19 protein-coding genes and 2 other annotated features are annotated in these 18,929 nt (G+C 42.4%); of the genes, 13 read left to right on the forward strand and 6 right to left on the reverse strand.

The features are described 5' to 3' along the window. Positions 1-164: 164 nt before the first annotated feature. Positions 165-1,634 (reverse strand): glucose-6-phosphate dehydrogenase, encoded by a 1,470-nt coding sequence (gene zwf, locus IQ19_RS06880; protein ID WP_394137630.1) that lies wholly within the window; start codon positions 1,632-1,634, stop codon positions 165-167. Positions 1,635-2,096: 462 nt separating this feature from the next. Between zwf and rnz the strand changes: the two genes are divergently transcribed. The 3 genes from rnz (at position 2,097) to IQ19_RS06895 (ending at position 5,325) form a co-directional block, all read left to right on the forward strand. Further along, positions 2,097-3,035 carry a ribonuclease Z gene (gene rnz, locus IQ19_RS06885; RefSeq protein ID WP_144541331.1) on the forward strand — a complete coding sequence of 313 codons (939 nt, stop codon included), beginning with the start codon at positions 2,097-2,099 and terminating at the stop codon, positions 3,033-3,035. Beyond that, a complete protein-coding gene (locus IQ19_RS06890; RefSeq protein ID WP_144541333.1) occupies positions 3,036-3,581 on the forward strand; it encodes a histidine phosphatase family protein in 546 nt (181 codons plus the stop codon). A gap of 88 nt (positions 3,582-3,669) precedes the next feature. Then, positions 3,670-3,885 (forward strand) — a binding site (T-box leader). 102 nt (positions 3,886-3,987) lie between these two features. Beyond that, the gene (locus IQ19_RS06895) at positions 3,988-5,325 is read left to right on the forward strand and encodes a sodium-dependent transporter (protein WP_144541335.1); all 1,338 of its coding nucleotides are present in this window, start codon (positions 3,988-3,990) and stop codon (positions 5,323-5,325) included. A gap of 264 nt (positions 5,326-5,589) precedes the next feature. Here IQ19_RS06895 and namA read toward each other — a convergent pair whose 3' ends face one another. From namA to proC, 3 genes are all read right to left on the reverse strand, one after another. Then, complete coding sequence (gene namA / locus IQ19_RS06900; RefSeq protein WP_144541337.1) at positions 5,590-6,609, reverse strand: NADPH dehydrogenase NamA; 1,020 nt, start codon at positions 6,607-6,609, stop codon at positions 5,590-5,592. A 109-nt stretch (positions 6,610-6,718) separates the two neighbouring features. Then, the gene (locus tag IQ19_RS06905) at positions 6,719-7,858 is read right to left on the reverse strand and encodes a glycosyltransferase family 2 protein (protein ID WP_144541339.1); all 1,140 of its coding nucleotides are present in this window, start codon (positions 7,856-7,858) and stop codon (positions 6,719-6,721) included. Positions 7,859-7,943: 85 nt separating this feature from the next. Then, positions 7,944-8,774, reverse strand: coding sequence for a pyrroline-5-carboxylate reductase (gene proC, locus IQ19_RS06910; RefSeq protein ID WP_144541340.1), 831 nt, complete (start codon positions 8,772-8,774; stop codon positions 7,944-7,946). A 188-nt stretch (positions 8,775-8,962) separates the two neighbouring features. Then, positions 8,963-9,225 (reverse strand) — a binding site (T-box leader). Positions 9,226-9,835: 610 nt separating this feature from the next. On the opposite strand from proC, the gene IQ19_RS06915 reads away from it, so the two are divergent. Together IQ19_RS06915 and IQ19_RS06920 are read left to right on the forward strand one after the other, a co-directional pair. Then, complete coding sequence (locus tag IQ19_RS06915; protein ID WP_144541343.1) at positions 9,836-10,810, forward strand: MBL fold metallo-hydrolase; 975 nt, start codon at positions 9,836-9,838, stop codon at positions 10,808-10,810. 1 nt (position 10,811) lies between these two features. After that, complete coding sequence (locus IQ19_RS06920; protein ID WP_144541345.1) at positions 10,812-11,606, forward strand: SDR family NAD(P)-dependent oxidoreductase; 795 nt, start codon at positions 10,812-10,814, stop codon at positions 11,604-11,606. Positions 11,607-11,668: 62 nt separating this feature from the next. Here the strand turns inward: IQ19_RS06920 and IQ19_RS06925 are convergent, their stop codons facing one another. Continuing rightward, a complete protein-coding gene (locus IQ19_RS06925) occupies positions 11,669-11,875 on the reverse strand; it encodes a YqzH family protein (protein ID WP_144541347.1) in 207 nt (68 codons plus the stop codon). Between the two features lie 322 nt (positions 11,876-12,197). Between IQ19_RS06925 and IQ19_RS06930 the strand changes: the two genes are divergently transcribed. The 3 genes from IQ19_RS06930 to IQ19_RS28035 all read left to right on the forward strand — a co-directional run bounded on the left by IQ19_RS06930 (position 12,198) and on the right by IQ19_RS28035 (position 14,074). Continuing rightward, a complete protein-coding gene (locus IQ19_RS06930) occupies positions 12,198-13,457 on the forward strand; it encodes a Y-family DNA polymerase (RefSeq protein WP_144541961.1) in 1,260 nt (419 codons plus the stop codon). Positions 13,458-13,474: 17 nt separating this feature from the next. After that, a complete protein-coding gene (locus tag IQ19_RS06935; protein ID WP_144541349.1) occupies positions 13,475-13,810 on the forward strand; it encodes a YolD-like family protein in 336 nt (111 codons plus the stop codon). 105 nt (positions 13,811-13,915) lie between these two features. After that, positions 13,916-14,074, forward strand: a complete 159-nt coding sequence (locus IQ19_RS28035) for a hypothetical protein (protein WP_199749396.1) — start codon at positions 13,916-13,918, stop codon at positions 14,072-14,074. 20 nt (positions 14,075-14,094) lie between these two features. Here the strand turns inward: IQ19_RS28035 and IQ19_RS06940 are convergent, their stop codons facing one another. Next, entirely contained in the window at positions 14,095-14,313 is a 219-nt protein-coding gene (locus IQ19_RS06940) for a CDGSH iron-sulfur domain-containing protein (RefSeq protein ID WP_144541351.1), read from the reverse strand. 144 nt (positions 14,314-14,457) lie between these two features. Here IQ19_RS06940 and IQ19_RS06945 point away from each other — a divergent pair, with 144 nt between their 5' ends. The 5 genes from IQ19_RS06945 (at position 14,458) to IQ19_RS06965 (ending at position 18,810) form a co-directional block, all read left to right on the forward strand. Then, positions 14,458-14,784, forward strand: coding sequence for an iron-sulfur cluster biosynthesis family protein (locus IQ19_RS06945; RefSeq protein ID WP_144541353.1), 327 nt, complete (start codon positions 14,458-14,460; stop codon positions 14,782-14,784). 329 nt (positions 14,785-15,113) lie between these two features. After that, positions 15,114-16,574 (forward strand): Na+/H+ antiporter NhaC, encoded by a 1,461-nt coding sequence (nhaC, locus tag IQ19_RS06950; RefSeq protein WP_242020924.1) that lies wholly within the window; start codon positions 15,114-15,116, stop codon positions 16,572-16,574. Positions 16,575-16,924: 350 nt separating this feature from the next. After that, on the forward strand, positions 16,925-18,208 hold the full coding sequence (locus IQ19_RS06955; RefSeq protein ID WP_144541357.1) for a Glu/Leu/Phe/Val family dehydrogenase: 1,284 nt from the start codon (positions 16,925-16,927) through the stop codon (positions 18,206-18,208). 26 nt (positions 18,209-18,234) lie between these two features. Then, positions 18,235-18,525: an SAV0927 family protein gene (locus IQ19_RS06960; RefSeq protein ID WP_144541358.1), complete on the forward strand. Its 291-nt coding sequence runs from the start codon at positions 18,235-18,237 to the stop codon at positions 18,523-18,525. 30 nt (positions 18,526-18,555) lie between these two features. After that, a complete protein-coding gene (locus IQ19_RS06965) occupies positions 18,556-18,810 on the forward strand; it encodes a biotin/lipoyl attachment domain-containing protein (RefSeq protein WP_242020925.1) in 255 nt (84 codons plus the stop codon). Positions 18,811-18,929 lie beyond the last annotated feature (119 nt).

Consider the following 18,929-nt stretch of genomic DNA (forward strand, 5'->3'; position numbering starts at 1 on the left):
GAAGAATGGTCTTCATAGACGCCCATTTCAGAGAGGAAGCAGGCAAAATAGCTGCCATAAAGCGTTCATGACGCCCATGCCACAAGAGGAGCACAGCATTATGGACACAAAAAATAAAAACCCCTGCAGCAGGGGTTTTTTCATTCATTCATTTATTCATTTATTTAACACTCTTCCACATCAAGGTCGGTAACAGGCCACCAGAAGAACCCGTCTTTTTCAAGCAGCTGGTCTGCTTCTCTTGGACCCATAGTGCCAGATTCGTAGTTCGGGAAACCGTCTTCTTTTGTGCTTTCCCATACGTCCGAAATTTTGTCAACGAAGCTCCATGACAGGGCGACTTCATCCCAATGCGTAAAGTTTGTGGCGTCACCGCGCATGCAGTCATATAAAAGACGTTCGTAGGCTTCCGGCGTGTTCATTCCATCAATGCCCTTGTTGGCAAAGTTTAATTTAACCGGTGTAGCCTCCATGTTTTGGCCAGATTTTTGGGCATTTAAATAAAGGGTAATGCCTTCTTCAGGCTGAATATGGATGACAAGCAGGTTCGGATTCAGCGTTTGCTCAGTCTGATAGTACAAGTTCATTGGAATGTCTTTAAACTGGATGACGATTTTCGTTGATTTAGCTGCCATTCTTTTTCCTGTGCGGATATATATTGGTACACCTGCCCAGCGGAAATTATCAATCATCAGCTTGCCGGCCACATAGGTCTCGGTATTGGATTGCTCATCCACCATCGGCTCTTCGCGATAAGCTTGGACTTCTTTGCCGCTCATTGATCCTTTGCCGTATTGTCCGCGCACAAAATATTCCTTTACCTGTTCGCCTTCCAATGGGCGCATCGCTCTTAAAACTTTAACTTTTTCAGATCTGATTTCATCGGTAGTGAGACGGATTGGCGGTTCCATTGCAAGCAGTGCGACCATTTGCAGCATATGGTTTTGGACCATATCGCGAAGGGCGCCGCTTTTTTCATAATATCGTCCGCGTTCTTCTACACCGAGCACCTCGCTGGAAGTGACCTGGATATTTGAAATATAGCGGTTATTCCACAGCGGTTCAAAAATGGCATTGGCAAAACGGATGACTTCAATGTTCTGCACCATTTCTTTTCCTAAATAATGGTCAATCCGGTAGATTTCATTTTCAGAGAAGGCTTTTCTGATTTGTTTGTTTAGCTGTTTCGCTGATTCCAAATCATGGCCAAATGGTTTTTCGATCACAAGGCGTTTAAAGCCGTCAACGTCAGTCAGGCCGTCAGCTTTTAAGTGTTCTGCGATGGTCCCGAAGAATTCAGGTGCCATTGCCAGGTAAAAAATTCGATTTCCTTCAAGAGAATAGTGTGTATCCAATTCTTCGGCCATACTCTTTAAAGCCAAGTATGAGCTTGCATCTGTCACATCATGTGAATGGTAGTAAAAATGGGAAACAAAATCCTCAAGCTCTCCGCTGTCTTTAATAGCTGATTCGACAGAGTTTTTTACATTCGCCTGAAATTCATCATTTGAAAGCGGCCTTCTGGCAATCCCAATTACCGCAAATCGTTCAGATAGTTTGCCTTTCTTATACAAACGGTAAAGTGACGGAAATAATTTTCTTTTCGCCAAATCTCCGGTTGCTCCAAATATCATAATTAATGCGGTCGGTTTTTCGTTTAGTTTCACGATTCTAGAACCTCTCTTCGACAAAAATTCTGTATGTAAGGCTGGACTTCCAAGTGTCCACCCGCAGTTTTAGATATGCTGGTATGTTGCACTGCTAAAAAACGCCTGTACAAATATTAAATTTTATCTGTTTCAGACTGTTTTCGCAAACATTATGTATGCACTCTACAGATAGTTTCCGTCTAAAGGAGGGTAACTATCCAATGAAATACCACAAAAACGAATTGATTTGAAAGAGAATTGCCTTGCCTCTATGGTATAGTGATAGTAATTAGACTGAACCAGTGTACGATATACGCACCATGCTGGAAGTTTTTTAATGAAAATTTTTGATTTTGGCAGTTGTCTAGCCCTGAGTGCCGCCTGTTCAATCCTTTTTGCCGATAGGTGGGGCTCTTTGCTATTCTGCTGGAAAGGGGCTTTTTTATAATGGATGTGTTTTTCTTGGGGACGGGAGCTGGAATTCCTGCTAAGCTCCGCAACGTCTCGTCCATGGCTTTAAAACTTCTTGAAGAAAGAGGCAGTATCTGGCTTTTTGACTGCGGTGAAGCTACCCAGCATCAAATTTTACATACAAGCATCAAACCGCGAAGGATTGAAAAGATTTTTATTACCCACCTTCACGGAGACCATATATACGGTTTGCCCGGTTTATTATCCAGCCGTTCTTTCCAGGGCGGGGATACAGAGATAACTCTTTACGGGCCAAAAGGGCTTAAGGAGTATGTTGAAGTCTCGCTTTCTGTCAGCGGTACATACCTTAAATATCCTTTGAAAGTTGTAGAAATTGCAGATGGGGTAATATTTGAAGACCCTGATTTCAAAGTCGAGGCACGTTTGCTGCAGCACGGGATCCCCTCATATGGATACCGGATTACTGAAAAGGACCGGCCAGGTTCTTTGCTGGCGGATAAGCTTACTGAGGCAGGTGTTAAACCAGGCCCGCTTTATAAAAGGATTAAAAATGGCGAAAATATTGAGCTTGAGGATGGGCGAATCTTAGATGCCCGAGATTTTCTTGGGCCCGCCCAAAAAGGGAGGATTATCACGGTTCTTGGCGATACAAGGATTTGTGATGCAGCTGTTGAATTGGCTGCGGACGCTGACTTGCTTATTCATGAAGCCACTTTTTCACAAGGGGAAGAAAAGCTTGCTTATGATTATTTCCATTCGACAACCATTCAGGCAGCCCAGGTTGCTCAAAAAGCGAATGCCCAAAGGCTTTGCCTGAATCATATTAGTTCAAGATATGAACGCTCAGACTGGGATATGCTTGTTAAGGAATCACAAATCATTTTTCCAAACACTGACATAGCTGAGGACTTCAAAGAGATCCATATACCGCTAGTTAAGGGGGATGAAGATTAAATGAAAACCTTCTATATCGTTCGTCATGCAAAGGCTGAAGGCCAGCCTTTCTCCGCTAAACTGACAGACAGAGGCAGGAAGCAGGCACAGATGCTTATTGCCTTTTTTAAAGATAAAGAAATTAACCGAATTTATTCGAGTCCTTTTGTGCGTGCGCTTGAAACGATTAAGCCGTTGGCGGAATCAAGAAATTTGAACATTATCGAGGATAAGCGTTTGGGGGAAAGAGTCCTCAGTTCTGTTAATTATGAGGATTGGCAGGATAAGCTAAAGGAAAGCTTTTCAGATTTTGAGCTTGTTTTTGAAGGGGGAGAATCCCATTTATCCGGTATGGAGCGGGCTGCTTCCATTCTGAAAGATTTGATTGCTTCTGAAGAAGACCATATAGTGCTGGTCAGCCATGGAAATTTATCAACTCTATTGCTGCGCTATTTCGATGAAAAAGTGGGTTTTGACCATCTTATGAAAATGAGCAATCCGGATGTTTATGAGATCAAAGGAACCCATGAAGGCGCTGTTTGGAAAAGGATTTGGAGCGGAGAGTAATGACTGGAAAAATTGAATTTTTTAAATTTGGCATTGACGGTTCGATGTGAGCGTACTATAATCACACTTATACTTAAAACATTATATTTAAAAAGCTATGAAAAGAACCTATTAAGTCTTATCTCCCTGTATATAGAGAGCCAGTGTATGGTGGAAACTGGCACAAAGATAAGATGAATTTCACCTTGGAGCTTTTCTTTTCTGCACTTCAGTGGAAAAGACGGTTAATCCGTTATATTTCGAGTGGAAAGTCACATGCTTTCAAAAAGGGTGGTACCGCGTGAATTGAATTCGCGTCCCTTTTGAAGAATGTGGCTTTTTTGTTTTTTCGGAAAAATAACTTTCATTAACAATGGAAATCCGGCCGGCTTCTATTTGATTTTAGTAAAATATTGGAGGTACAAGCATGCAGCAAAATGAACAATGGTCATCGAAAATTGGGTTTATTTTAGCATCAGCTGGTTCTGCTATCGGGCTCGGGGCAATCTGGAAACTTCCGTATGTGGCAGGAACAAGCGGTGGCGGGGCATTTATATTATTATTTCTTTTATTTTCACTGTTAATTGGTTTTCCTCTTTTGCTTGGTGAGTTTGTCATTGGGCGAAGTACAGGGAAAGAAGCGATTTCCGCATACAGGGACATTGCCCCAGGATCGAAATGGCACTGGATCGGTTATCTTGGTGTATTCACATGTTTTCTTCTATTATCTTTTTATAGTGTAATTGGCGGCTGGGTCCTTAAGTACCTTGCGTACAGCATCACGGGCTCTATGGATGCAGCGGGCGACTATGAAGCGCTGTTTGGCAGTTCAGTATCAGACTCTGCATCAGTTGTAGCAGCACAAGGAATCTTTTTATTAATAACCATATTAGTTGTGGCTAAAGGGATTCAAAAAGGGATTGAGCAGGTTAGTAAAATTCTCATGCCGGCCCTGTTCCTGCTTTTTATTGTTTTGATTGCCCGTTCATTAACACTTGAAAATGCAATGGATGGCGTATCTTTCTTTTTGAAGCCTGATTTTTCAAATTTAACTTCCGAAACCGTTCTTTATGCAATGGGACAATCCTTTTTCTCTCTAAGTGTCGGGGTTTCAGTTATGGTGACGTACAGCTCATACTTGTCCAAGAAAGAAAGCCTGCTGCAGCCTGCTTTTTCCGTTGTCGGCATGAACTTGTTTATTTCCATTCTTGCTGGCCTTGCAATTTTCCCGGCTGTCTTCTCACTGGGGTTTGAACCTGCTGCAGGGCCTGGATTGCTGTTTATTGTCCTGCCATCTGTTTTTGATCAGATTCTATTTGGAAAAGTGTTTTTGCTATTATTCCTAGCATTATTTTTATTTGCAACCCTAACTTCCGCTTTTTCTATGCTGGAAATTGTTGTAGCAGCCTTAACGAATAAGAAGGGGAGCGGCAGAACTCGTGCAGCTTGGCTGACAGGATTGGCTATCTTTATTGTTGGAATCCCATCAGCGCTCTCCTTCAGCACGCTATCAAATATATTGATATTTGGAAAAAACATCTTTGACAGTGCGGATTTTCTCGTAAGCAACATCCTTATGCCGGTCGGAGCTTTGCTCATTTCCATTTTTGTTTCATACAAAATGAAAAAAGATCTGCTGAGAAATGAATTGATCCAAGGTTCAAAATCGCTGAACGGCATTTTTTCCGTGTGGCACTTCCTTCTTCGCTATGTGGTGCCTTTGGTCATTATCATTGTTTTTCTTGATTCATTGCAGTTATTTTAATAGAAAGGCTCAGTTAAACTTGCCTGTTACTGGGTTTCCGCGGGCGGTCCGACGCTCCTCGGCGACTTGCGCCTGCGGGGTCCCTGGACATTGAATAAGCATCCTTGAAATAACACTGCACGAAGGAAATGCGTATGCATTTTCGAGAAGCTCGCGCCTTCCGCTCTAACCAATAGGGTGCCAATATCAGCAATAAGCTTTAACAGAGCCAATAGAAAAAAGGGATGGTACCATACCATCCCTTTTTCTATCTTTCAGGAGCTGTTACAGCCATCCACGTTCGTACTGCTTGGGCGGCTCAATAGAAACGCCCAGTTCTTTGGCTGCAGTTCGTGGCCAGTAAGGATCGCGCAGCAATTCGCGGGCGATGAAAATTAGGTCAGCTCGATCGTTTTGCAGTATTTCTTCAGCCTGCAAGCCGGATGTAATTAAGCCGACAGCGCCAGTCTGGATATCGGCGCCTTCTTTAATTGTTTCAGAATACTTGACCTGGTAGCCTGGATAGGTATGTATTCTTGCCGGGACAACTGCACCCGAGCTAACATCTATTAGGTCTACGCCCTGTTCTTTCATCCATTTGCCCATTTCAGCATAATCTTTTGCCGTTAACCCTTCTTCTTGATAGTCATTGGCTGAAACTCTTACAAATAGCGGGCCCTCCCATACAGTCTTAACCGCTTCAAGGACTTCATGCAGAATTCGATAGCGGTTCTCTGCTGATCCGCCGTACTCATCGGTGCGTTTATTGCTAAGCGGTGATAGAAACTCGTTGATTAAATAGCCGTGTGCAGCATGAATCTCTATGACTTCAAACCCTGCTTTTTTGGCTCGAACAGCACCTTGTCTGAATGCATCGATAGTTTCAGAGATTTCTTCTTTTGTCATTTCTTTTGGTTTTTTCATTTTTTCATTAAAAGCGATGGCAGAAGGGGCGAGAATTTCACCTTCAACTGTAGCTTTTCTGCCGGCATGTGCAAGCTGGATTCCTGTAGCCGCACCATATTCTTTCATTAAATCAGTCAATTCTTTTAATCCGGGGATATGGTCATCGCTCCATATTCCCAAATCCTGCGGGGAAATCCGGCCCTGTGGAGTAACAGCAGTCGCTTCGAGAATAATCAAGCCTACCTGGCCGACAGCCCGGCTCGTGTAGTGTGTCCGGTGCCAGTTTTGAACCAGGCCGTCTTCATTATGACTTGAGTACATGCACATCGGTGCCATTACGATTCTGTTTTTAAAGGTTACGTCTTTAATTGTAAAAGGGGAAAAAAGCTTTGTTTCCATATAGAAGCCTCCTTGTTTCGCTATCCTAAATATTAAGTATAGCAGGCGAGATATCAAATGAAAAAGAACAAGCACTTTCGAATGTGTTTTCCTTTGCAGCTTGCTATCCTTAGTGCTTGCGCCGCAGTTCACTTAACTTGTATAAAGTGCCTCTCCAAACAATTCCGCCCCGTACAAGTGTTAAAAGGCTGGCGCGTATAATGGAATAAATAAAAAGGAGCGCTGTAAGTGGGAATACAAGAAACAGGAGAGGAGAGAAATCGGACATCCTTTTAGTAATTATTGTGTAAACGATAGCCAGCAGAAAGACATTCGCAAGGCTTAAGCCGGAAATGATCTTGTCAGGTGAAAAAATGGTGAAGAAGGGCAGTACCTGCGAAATAAACGTACCGGCAATCGCAAACAAGACCATGCTGATTCGGTAATGGAGCCCCGCGAAAGTGTTCTTTTCCAATCCCTTAAAGGCTTCCTTTAAGCTTTCATACCATTCAACCTCGATCAGATTGACCGCCGTTACAATTTTTTGCCTGAAGCCTTTTTGCTTCAACTTTATTCCCAGCATTAAATCATCATCCGGACGCATTTTTATCACTTCATGCGTGCCGATCGCCTCATAGGCCTGTTTGGAGATCAGGTTGAACGCCCCGATTCCCATGCCGATTTTAGAATGGGGATTATTTGCCAGCCATGGGCGTTTATAATAGGAAAAACCAAAAAGGAAAAAGGCGATGAACGCTTTAAGCCAGAAGCTTTTTCCGTTTAAATTGGGGGCTGCAGTCAAATGGTCGAGACCGTGCTCCTTATAATAATAAATGGCCTTACCAATGGCATCTTTTTTAAATAAAACATCAGCGTCAGTGAACAGAATCAATTCTCCCGATGCTTCCCGGTACCCCTTATAAAGAGCGTGATTTTTTCCTAGCCACCCATCCGGGAGAGACTCAATATGGATGGTTCTAACCCTTGAATCAGACTCCTGGATACGATCCATGGTCTTTCCTGTTTTGTCAGTTGAGCGGTCATTTACCAATATCCATTCCATGTTTTTGTAGCCTTGTTTCAGCTGGCTTTTTAAGCTTTCTTCCAGCTGGGCTTCTTCGTTCCGGGCCGCTACAATCACGGATAAGCGGGGCCCTTCACTCATGCTTTCGGAATCCTCAAGGCGATCGAGCCGCTTAAATCCCAAAGAGGCATCAATGAAAACAGCCAGCCATACAAGCAGGCTTAGGCTTAATAATAAAGCGAACATTGCAGGCACTTCCTCATGCTTTTCTCTTAGTTTGTTCCAAGTAAAGGGGAGCTTTTCCGTTAATTTTTAGAAAGTACTGTATTAGTTAAATTTTCACAGTGCTGCTGAAGCTGTGGCCAAGCCGTTGGGATTGGGCTGTCGCTTGCTTGATGCATTCAATAAAGGCTTTCTGGACACCATTCTCTTCAAGCACTTTTACACCTGCTTCTGTTGTGCCGCCAGGGCTTGTTACTTCTTTTCTTAGCTGCTGAGGCTCTTTAGCCGATTTTGCCAGCATCTCAGCTGCCCCAATCAACGTTTGAATGATGAATTCTTTGGCCATTTCCTTTTCGAGCCCGATTTCTTCGGCGCTTTTTTCCATTGCTTCTGCAAGGTAGTAAATATACGCTGGGCCGCTTCCTGACAAGCCTGTTACCGCATCCAACTGTTTTTCCTCTACAAATGCAGCCATTCCGACCGTTTCAAACATTTCCTTCACTAGCTCCATTTGTTTTGTTGTCACTCTTTCATTGACTGATAAGGCACTAGCCGATTTGCCGACTGCTGCGGATGTGTTTGGCATGGCTCTGACCACTGGAAGCTTTCTTTCTGCCAAAAGCTCAATGCTTTCAATAGATACGCCTGCCAACACGGAAATGATCAGCATATCCGTTTTTAAATAAGGCTTAATGAGGGTAATGGCATCAGCTGCATCCTTTGGCTTTATGGCTAAAATAACGGCTTCAGCCCCTTTGAAAATTTTTTCAAGATTATAGGTTGCCTGTACGCCATAGGTTTTCTGCATGAATTGCAGTTTTTCCTCATTGCCTTTATTAGTAACCCATATGTTGTCCCCAGTGATGAGCCGGCTTTCTACGATTCCTGATATTAATGCTTCTGCCATGGATCCTGCTCCAACAACAGCCAACTTTTTCATTGCTATTCCTCCTTTAAAATGAATGTTTCCTAAGCCTGCTGACCAAACTGAATCTGACGCTGCGATGGCCGCTCCTAACTATCATAAAAATAGGCTATGTTAGAGCTCATTGTTGATATTGGCACCCTGTTACGGAAATCAACAGGTAATTTAACAGAGCCTAAAAATAAAAAAAGTCTTTTCATCCAGTAAAGGACGAAAAGACTTTGCTTCCGCGGTACCACCTTCATTGCCTTTCCTGTATCAGAAGCAGCTGAACTGCTTATAAACGCAGCCATTGGCACTCTTTTGAAAAGGCATCTCTATCCCGATAACGCCGGGAATGCGTTTAGGTTTTCCTAACAGCTCATAAGGCAGGTTCAATGGTCAAGTGGGCGGTGAAGCCTTTCAGCCGCTGAGCTTCACTCTCTTTCGCCGTTTTCCATTTACTAATCTTAATCATAGCTTTTTTTTCTGCTGCAGTTGAGTGCAGCTTTGGTCTGTAAAATCAAATTTTAATTGTGATTATGCAAGAAGACAACCCTGTTTGTCAAGAAGTATTTTTTAATTTTTGGATCTGTTAAAGCTTATTGTTGTTTTTTAGCACCCTGTTGATTGGAGCGGAAGGCACTAATCCCGCGAAAATGCATTCGCATTTCCTTCGTGCGGTGTTATTTCAGGGAAGCTTATTCAAAGTCCTGCGGGAGTGCGGATCAAAGGGAGACCCCGCAGGAGCAAAGCGACGAGGAGCGTCGGACCGCCCGCGGAAAGGGAGTGCCTCGTGCTGAAATCAACAGGCAAATTTAACAGAGCCTAATTTTTATTAAAGTTCAAGAAAAATTATGTGAAAATAATGACAATTACCAAAAAGAGCGGTACACTTATTTCTATATATGAAAATTTCTACATTATGTTATAGGGTTTCAGAAATTTGTGCTATAGTTAACCGCCTTATTTTAAAAGACTTAAGTAATATGGTTTATATCCTAAGGACTTGTTATGTATCAGCAGAATTGCCTGCGGAAATATATGAAAAAGAAATGTATCTTATTTAAATATAGCGTTTTTAGGGGGCTGGAAAAATGGCAGAATGGAAAGATGGAATTGCAAAACTCATTATCCCGACACCTTTTGCTGTCGGAGACGTTAATGTATATGCTGTGAAAGGAGAAAAGCTGACTCTCGTGGACGCGGGTCCGAAAACAGATGAAGCATGGGAAGCATTAAAAGAGCAATTAAAGGAATTGCATTTAATTCCCGGCGATTTCGAACAGGTTGTCCTTTCTCATCATCATCCCGATCATGCAGGATTGCTGGACTTCTTCCCTCAGAATATGGAGATATATGGGCATCGAGTAAATCAAAGGTGGCTGTCCCGGACGGAAGCCTTTTTAAAAGCCCATGATGAATTTTATTATAAGCTTTTTACTGAATTCGGGGTTCCGGAAAAGTATTTATCCTTTATTGGCTTGATGAGAAAGACCCTTCGCTTTTCCTGCAATCGCTCATTAACGGGGGAGCTGCAGGAAGGTGATAAACCTGCCGGGCTGGATGAATGGACCGTTATTGAGACACCGGGCCATGCCCAGAGCCATATCGGCTTGCTAAGGGAAAAAGACGGTGTATTTATAGGCGGAGACCATTTGCTTGCCCATATTTCTCCCAATCCTATATTAGAGCCGCCGCTGCCTGGAAAAACGGAGCGGCCAAAGCCTCAGCTGCAATACAATGAGTCTTTAAAAAAAGTGCAGGATCTGCCGATCAGCCTTTTTTATTCTGGACACGGGGAAGATATCACAAATGTAAATGAACTAATTGAAGAGAGGCTTGGGCGCCAGCACGACCGTGCCATGAAAGTGAAAAAATGGCTTGAATCCGAATCACTCACTGTTTTTGAAGCTTGCTGCCGCCTATTTCCTAAAGTGTATGAGAAAGAGCTTTCTCTGACGATATCGGAAACAGTCGCCCAGCTTGACTATTTGCATTCTATAGGGGAGATTTATATAAATAAAGAGGAGAAAGCATTCCTGTATTCCGCATCCAAAGAGGTGGTTTGATTTGTCAGGTCGACTAAAAAATAGAAATGTGATTATTACGGGTGCATCGGGCGGAATTGGAGCCCATATGGCTGCTCTTTGCGCCGAGAGAGGGGCAAATCTTGTCCTTCTTGCCCGTAATCTTGAAAAATTGAATGCGCTGAAGGCCGATTTGCAGAGCCGCTTTTCGGTGGACATTCATGTACATAAACTTGATGTCTCCAACACTGATGAGGTCTCTGCTGTGTTTTCAGAGATTCTTGCCCGAATCGGCCGTGTGGATATTCTTGTTAATAATGCCGGATACGGAATTTTTCGGGAGGCACATGAAGCGAAAATCGAAGAAATAAAGGGTATGTTTGACGTTAACGTAGTCGGATTGATGGCTTGCACGAGCATGGTGCTGCCGGCGATGAGGCAGCAGAAGAGCGGCCATATTATCAATATCGCTTCACAGGCCGGCAAGATTGCCACGCCGAAATCCAGTGTTTATTCCGCAACCAAGCATGCAGTTCTTGGCTATACGAACAGCCTCCGGATGGAGCTGGCTGACAGCAATGTATTTGTAACAGCTGTAAATCCCGGCCCTATAGAAACAAACTTTTTTAATATTGCTGATGAAAAGGGCACGTATGTTAAAAATGTTCAGCGGTATATGCTCAAACCGGAGTATGTGGCGCTTAAAGTGGTTGATGCCATGCTGACGCCTGCCAGGGAAATTAATCTCCCGCAGTGGATGAATGCGGGAAGCATTGTTTATACTCTGTTTCCGAGGTTATTTGAAAGAATCGGAAAACGCGCTTTTAATCAGAAATAAAATACTAAATGGCCACCAGCATTGCCTGGCGGCTTTTCTTTTGCACTCATCCCGCTGTCCCCTTAAAAATACGGCGAATCTGTGATATATCCGTACACTGCATCATTTACGATTTCATGCAGATCGCTGTCAGCTTCTTTATTTTTTGCCTCAATAATTTTACTGTAAATTTCTTCAAACTCTCTGCTTTCCAGCGAAATGGAATGACTGTCCTCATTGTATTGTTTTAAACAGTTTTGCACCATTTTAAAAATTAGTTTCTTGTTCATTTTATTGCACCTCATGCTGATTATACAGGTTTCTGGGAATATCGGCACCTGGCAAAAGAACCTGATTTAAGAAAAAGCCCGTAAAATTTCCATTGAAACCGAACGCATATTCGCTTAATATAATGGGTATACATATACAGAACAAACGTTCTTTGTCTAAGGAAAACTTTAGCTTTTGGGAGGTCCTGCAGGGCAAGATGTTTTTAAGGGTAATTTATAACGTTTTAAAGTTAGATGATGTTTAGCTTCAGGCGCCATCGGCTCGAGGTCATAAGCCGATAAGCGGGCGCCTTACGCTTTTCTAAGGAGGATGTCGGAAGTCATGGTTGATTACAGCGCAATGCCGGAAAATAAAATTTTGTGTGTTGATATGAAGAGCTTTTACGCGAGCTGTTCTGCTGTCATGCTTGGCCTGGACCCTCTTGATTGCTACCTTGTGATTGCCGGAAACGTGGAGCGGAAGGGCAGTGTCGTTCTGGCTGCCTCTCCGAGAATGAAAAAGGAATTTGGGATAAAGACTGGATCCCGCCTGTTTGAGGTTCCCAATGACCCCCGCATTAGGGTTGAGGAGCCGAAAATGGCCACCTATTTAAGGATTTCCACCGAAATCACCCGGGTGTTTAACCGCTATGTCCCCAAGGAAGCCATCCATACGTACAGTGTCGATGAAAGCTTTATAAAAGTAGACGGGGCACTCCATCTCTGGGGGGATGCCGAGACGATTGCCTGGAAAATAAAAGATGATATTGAACGGGAGTTTCAGCTTCCGTGTGCCATCGGGATAGGGCCGAATATGCTCATGTCCAAACTCTGCCTTGATCTTGAAGCGAAAAAGAAGGGAGTCGCTGAGTGGACGTATGAAGATGTAAAGACAAAATTGTGGAACGTATCCCCTTTAAGGGAAATGTGGGGAATAGGGCGGCGCGTCGAAAAAACGCTGAACGGGATGGGAATCTTTACAGTGGGCCAGCTTGCCCGCTATGACCTGGAAAAGCTTGAAAAGAAGTTTGGGATTATGGGCAACCAGCTTTATCACCATGCATGGGGAATTGACCTTTCAGAAATGGGGGCACCGATTATGGAAGGGCAGATCAGCTTTGGGAAAAGCCAAATTTTATTAAGGGATTACAAGGAGGAGGAGGAAATTAAGCAAGTTGTCCTCGAAATGTGCGAGGAAGTGGCAAGAAGAGCTCGCACCCACCGCAAAGCCGGAAGGACAGTCAGCTTTGGCCTCGGATACAGCCAGGATGAATTCGGAGGAGGCTTTTACCGCTCAAGAACGATTGACCAGCCAACGAATATCACGATGGATCTTTACCGGGTCTGCCTGGAGCTTTTTCACGAGAATTATGAAGGCAAAACAGTGCGGCAAATCTCTATCTCCCTCGGCAATATTACGGATGACTGCGAAATGCAGCTGAGTCTGTTTGATCTGGATGGCTGGAAAAAACGGGAGCTCGGCTACACGGTGGACCGGATTCGCTCCAAGTTTGGAGGAGGCGCTCTGTTAAGAGCTGTATCATATACAAGTGCAGGAACCGCCAAGCACCGGGCGACATTGGTTGGCGGTCATAAAATGTAAACAAAGGGGGACAGCTTATGATTCGCGATCGGGGCAGAATAAAATGGACTTCCATGATGCTGCCGGAACATGTAAAGCTATTAAGAGATTGGGCAAAGGAAGATACGTACGAGCAAAAACGGGAATTGGATGAGCAAAAGCTTGAGTTTATGAACGAAATTCTTTCAGAGGCGATGGAATTTCAAAAATCCGTTACACTCACTCATTATCGGGGCAGAAATTATGAACTTGTTATTGGAAACATTCATTACTGGGATGAACTTGGCCAAAAGCTGCATATAGTGGACCGCTTTGAGGAAATTCACCGCATTCCAATTAATGCAATAGCCGATGCCCGGTTTACGGATGAGTAGAGGTAGCGGACTGCCCAGTCGAAAGTATATGGAAAATAATGGGTGTAATTAAAAGGGGTAGTTTTTAGGCTGCAGAAGCACCTTAACAGCAAGGAGGTGTTTCGCATGCCAAGAGGAAAAGAACTGGAGCAGCTGCCAATGGCCAATATCGCGCCGGGCGCTGGAGATGACAGCACAGAAATGGACCGGGAGATGCTGCAAGGCATTGTAGAGGAAGAGAGGGTAACGCCAGCAAAAGTAAAAAACGAAAAAAAACGGGGATAAATGTCCCCGTTTTCCATCGATTACTCCTTGTCGTCCAGAACCTTTTCGGCACGGACACAGGATGCGAAAGTTCCCTTATGGGTTCCGTCACAGAATGGAAGTTTTGATGATTTTCCACATCGGCAAAGAGAGAATACCTGCTTTGTTTCAAATTTGTTGCCATCCACATCAATTAATTCCACATCGCCTGTTACGCGCAGCGGGCCATTATCCATTACTTTAATCTGTACCTTCGACATACATAACCACCCTTTCACAAAATTGACACATATTCACTTTGATGGTAAAAGGAATAAGCGAAAAAAGCAACTATCCCTTTTGGAGCATGATGAATCTATCTGTGTTAAAATACAGCATATGCAAATGGGAGGTAGTTTTAAAACATGAAAATTACAGTAACCGAAACGGCAGCAGAAAAATTATCCGAACGGATTGCCGGAAAAGATGGCTGTGTAAAACTGAAATATGATATAGATGGCTGCGGATGTGTTGTGAGCGGTGTGACGGCTCTCTGGCTTGTGCATGAACTCGATGATGATGATCGGGAAATCAAAACCAATGCCGGAAGCATATATGTGGAAAAGTCAAAGGAAGTATTCCTGGACGAGGATTTAAAAATAGATTTTTCAGAGAAAGCAAACTGCTTTCAGTTAAAAAGCCCAAATCAGTATTTGAATCCAAGAATGAGTTTTTTTGATAAAACAAAATAAATTTTATAAAAGGCGGCCGCGGATGGCTGCCTTATTTTTTTGAGTTCCCGTTCTGTCCACGTACGAAGTTCTTTACATGCTATCCTCTTCCTGCAAAAAAATATTTAGGGGAGCCCATCATGTCCCAATAATATTAGTGGTATTCAGTAACGATGTGTACAGAGATCATGCATTTATTTTTCATTATGCATACATGAATAGTTTATGCAGTAGTGTATAATAATTTTTAATTTAGAAAATTTAATGTATTGAAAATTGAGAATATTAAAAATGGCACGATTATTGCAATGAATATGATGATAGATATTTTCTAAGGAAGAGGGATGATAATGCAAAAAAAGAAAACACCATCATTAAGAGTTGCGGTGATTCCAATCATTGCAATGGCTGTATTTTTATTTGCCGGGATTTTTATGTTTGAAGCCGATCCTCATATTCCGCTCATATTAAGTGCCTTGGTTGCAGCCATCGTGTCTATGTATTTAGGCTACACGTGGAGTGAGCTCGAAAAAGGTATTATCAATGCTGTATCACTCTCTTTACAGGCACTGCTAATCTTAATGATTATCGGTACGATCATTGGTACATGGCTGGCTGGCGGTATTGTTCCAACAATGATTTATTATGGTCTTGAGATTTTGCCGCCAGCCTATTTCTTACCCGCAGCGGCAGTAATTTGCAGTATTGTTGCTATTGCATCAGGAAATGCATGGACGGCGGCTGGAACAATTGGAATTGCTATAATGGGGGTCGGAGTTGGACTGGGTGTAAATCCTGCAATGGTAGCAGGAGCTGTAATCTCTGGCTGTTATTTTGGGGACAAGATATCCCCTCTATCGGAAACGACTAACATGGCGCCAGGTATTACAGGAGTAGCTTTATTTGACCATATTCGCCATATGCTTTATACGACCATACCGGCGTTAATTATTTCAGTTGTTATTTATTTCTTCTTAGGTTTGTCTTTAAATAGTAAAGGAGCTGGAGTAGACAAAATAGAGGGGCTTCAGCAAAGCCTGAGTGATATTTTTATTATCAGTCCTTGGCTCTTAATCGTTCCGGTAGTTGTATTAGGACTAATAGCTATGAAAACACCTGCTATTCCCGGCCTCATTATTGGTTCACTCATTGGTGCATTGGTAGCGGTTTTTGTTCAAGGCACTGCAGTCGCTGACATTTTTGCCATAATGATTTATGGATTCGAAAAGGAAACTGGGAATGAAGTGCTTAATAACTTGTTGAATAATGGTGGAACGGAAGCCATGATGTATACAGTATCCCTGGTCATGATTGCAATGAGCTTTGGGGGAATATTAGAAACGAGCGGAGTTCTAGGCGTAATTGTAACCAGTTTGCTAAAACTTGCGAAGTCTACCGGAAGCTTGATCGCAACCACTGTTGCCACTTGCATAACCACGAATGTTGTTGCTTGTGATCAATACTTGTCAATACTTATTCCAGGCAGAATGTATGTATCAGCATATCGAAAGCGCGGACTTCATCCGAAAAATTTATCGCGCTCACTTGAAGATGCAGGCACAATGACATCTCCGCTCGTACCGTGGAATACATGTGGTGCATTTATGGCTGCCACACTAGGTGTGTCTACTTTCCAGTATGCACCATACGCATTTTTATGTATAATCAGTCCGCTCATTGCAATCCTATATGGATTTACAGGATTTAAAATTGAAAAACTTTCACAGGAAGATATCGATCGTTTTGAAATGATAGAAAATGAGTCGAACAAGCCCTTTGAAGGTGATGTGAAGCACATCTCCAGCCTTTGAAACAATAGTCAAAAGACAAATCAGATCCTTTTTGAAACAGGTCCAGGACAAATTTCAAAGATTAATGATAGAAAAACGCATTCTAAAGAATAGAGTGCGTTTTCACTTTTTATCACGGGTTATAGAAAGTTTCACCCATAGAAGTTTTCCGTAAAATCGGCAGTTTCACATAGCAATGCAAAACTGAATAACTCATGCAAGCACACATACATACATCCTCAATTTGAAGCTAACAATTAGTCCTGAAAGAAGAGTGTTCCTCTCTTCTATTCTGCAGTTTAGCCTGAATTTTTGAAGTTGGCATGGAAATTGCTTATTAAATATTAAGACTTTAAAAATGAGGTGTTAAAATGGCAGTTAAATCTGCAGAAGGCAGCAGGAATCAAATGGAGAAAGATAACTCTCTTAAAGAGTTTCAAGAGACGTTAAGGGAAGCAATCGAGGTCTTGGGCTACCCTCATCAGGTGTATGATTTCTTGAAAACTCCCATGCGTTTTTTGGAAGTTAGTATTCCAATTCTTATGGATAATGGTGAAACAAAAACCTTTCAAGGGTATAGAGCCCAGCATAATGATGCTGCCGGTCCAACAAAAGGAGGAATACGATTCCACCCCGATGTTACTCCGGAAGAGGTAAAAGCCTTGGCTGGATGGATGAGCTTAAAATGTGGAATTACCGGACTTCCTTACGGGGGTGCAAAAGGGGGAATTATTTGTGATCCAAGACAGCTTAGTCTGACAGAATTGGAACGGTTAAGCAGAGGGTATGTGCGAGCAGTTAGTCAGATAGTGGGACCGACAAAAGATATCCCAGCACCAGACATGTATACGAATTCGCAAATCATGGCATGGATGCTAGATGAGTATGATCACATCCGGGAATTCGATTCTCCGGGTTTTATTACAGGTAAACCGCTAGCCTTAGGAGGCTCTATGGGCAGGGAAACAGCTACTTCAAAAGGTGTTCTATATACACTTGAACTCGTTAGTGAATTAAAGAAAATCCCTGTGAAAGATATGAGAGTGATTGTTCAGGGGTTTGGCAATGTAGGAAGTTATTTATGTCAATATTTACACGAGGCTGGTGCAAAAGTTGTTGGTATTGCTGATGTACTTGGAGGTTTATATGAACCTGACGGATTAGACATTCCATACCTCCTGGAAAATCGGGATTCCTTTGGGATTGTTTCAAATTTATTTACAAACTCGATTTCTAACCAGGAACTACTGGAAAAAGAATGTGATGTTCTTATTCCTGCTGCGATTAGTGGAGTTATTAACAAAAGCAATGCTTCCAACCTCAAATGCAAAATCGTTATTGAGGCTGCAAATGGCCCAACTACGAAAGAAGCAATTAATATTTTGGATGATCATAATATTTTGGTGGTTCCTGACATTTTAGCTAATTCAGGGGGAGTGATTGTGTCCTATTTTGAATGGTGTCAAAATAATCAAGGCTATTATTGGGAGGAAGAGCTGGTAGATAAAAGATTAAAAGACAAAATTACATCTAGCTTCTTAAATGTCTATAACACTTCCAAAAAATTGGGGGTAAATATGAAAATCGCTGCTTATATTGAAGGTATTCGTAAAATGGCAGAGGCATCCCGCCTTCGGGGATGGGTACGCTTTTGATATGAAAAATGGGGGGAATTATAAAAATGAACTTAGACATTATTTCTGAAAGAAATGAAAAACAATCTATTCATTACTTCTGTATTTTATCGAATGACCATAGATATGACCTTACAATAGCTTATTCAGGGCATTTTTTTGGAAAGGCAATGGTTACATCACTTCAAAGCGGCAGAATGGTACTGCTATGTTCAGAGGATATTTATAATGATTATTATTGGGCGCCAAAACTTGACATTCAGCAAGAGGATATTCCTGAATTTCAGGACTTTTTTTGGCAAGTGTTACGGTCGGGTTTATACCTTGAACAGTATTGAAAATGTATCAGAGATTGATAGGGAGGAATAATGGCTGTGTATTTTGGAGTGATTATAAGTCCATGCCAAGGAAGAGTTGAGAGAGTTGAAATCACAAATGAGTCCAGAATATATGAATGGGATCCTTTATTTTATATTAAAACGCCAGAAGGGCATGTGGAAGTAATCCAAATAGGTGTCAGCGGAGAAATAGAGTCGCTGGAAGTACAAGTGGGGGAAGCGGTTATTCCAGGTATGGTGCTGGCCTATATTAAAGAAGATTTATATGTCACCGGGACCGATTGATGAAGTTATGAAAAGAAGATGAGGGTATCATCTTCTTTTTTGTGTCGATTTTGTATTTTTAGAATTCATTAAAAAATTCTATAAAAAGTGATACTATTAGACATAACATAAACAGCTTA

Source organism: Cytobacillus oceanisediminis (genome assembly GCF_007830235.1).
Taxonomy (GTDB): Bacteria; Bacillota; Bacilli; order Bacillales; family Cytobacillaceae; genus Cytobacillus; species Cytobacillus oceanisediminis.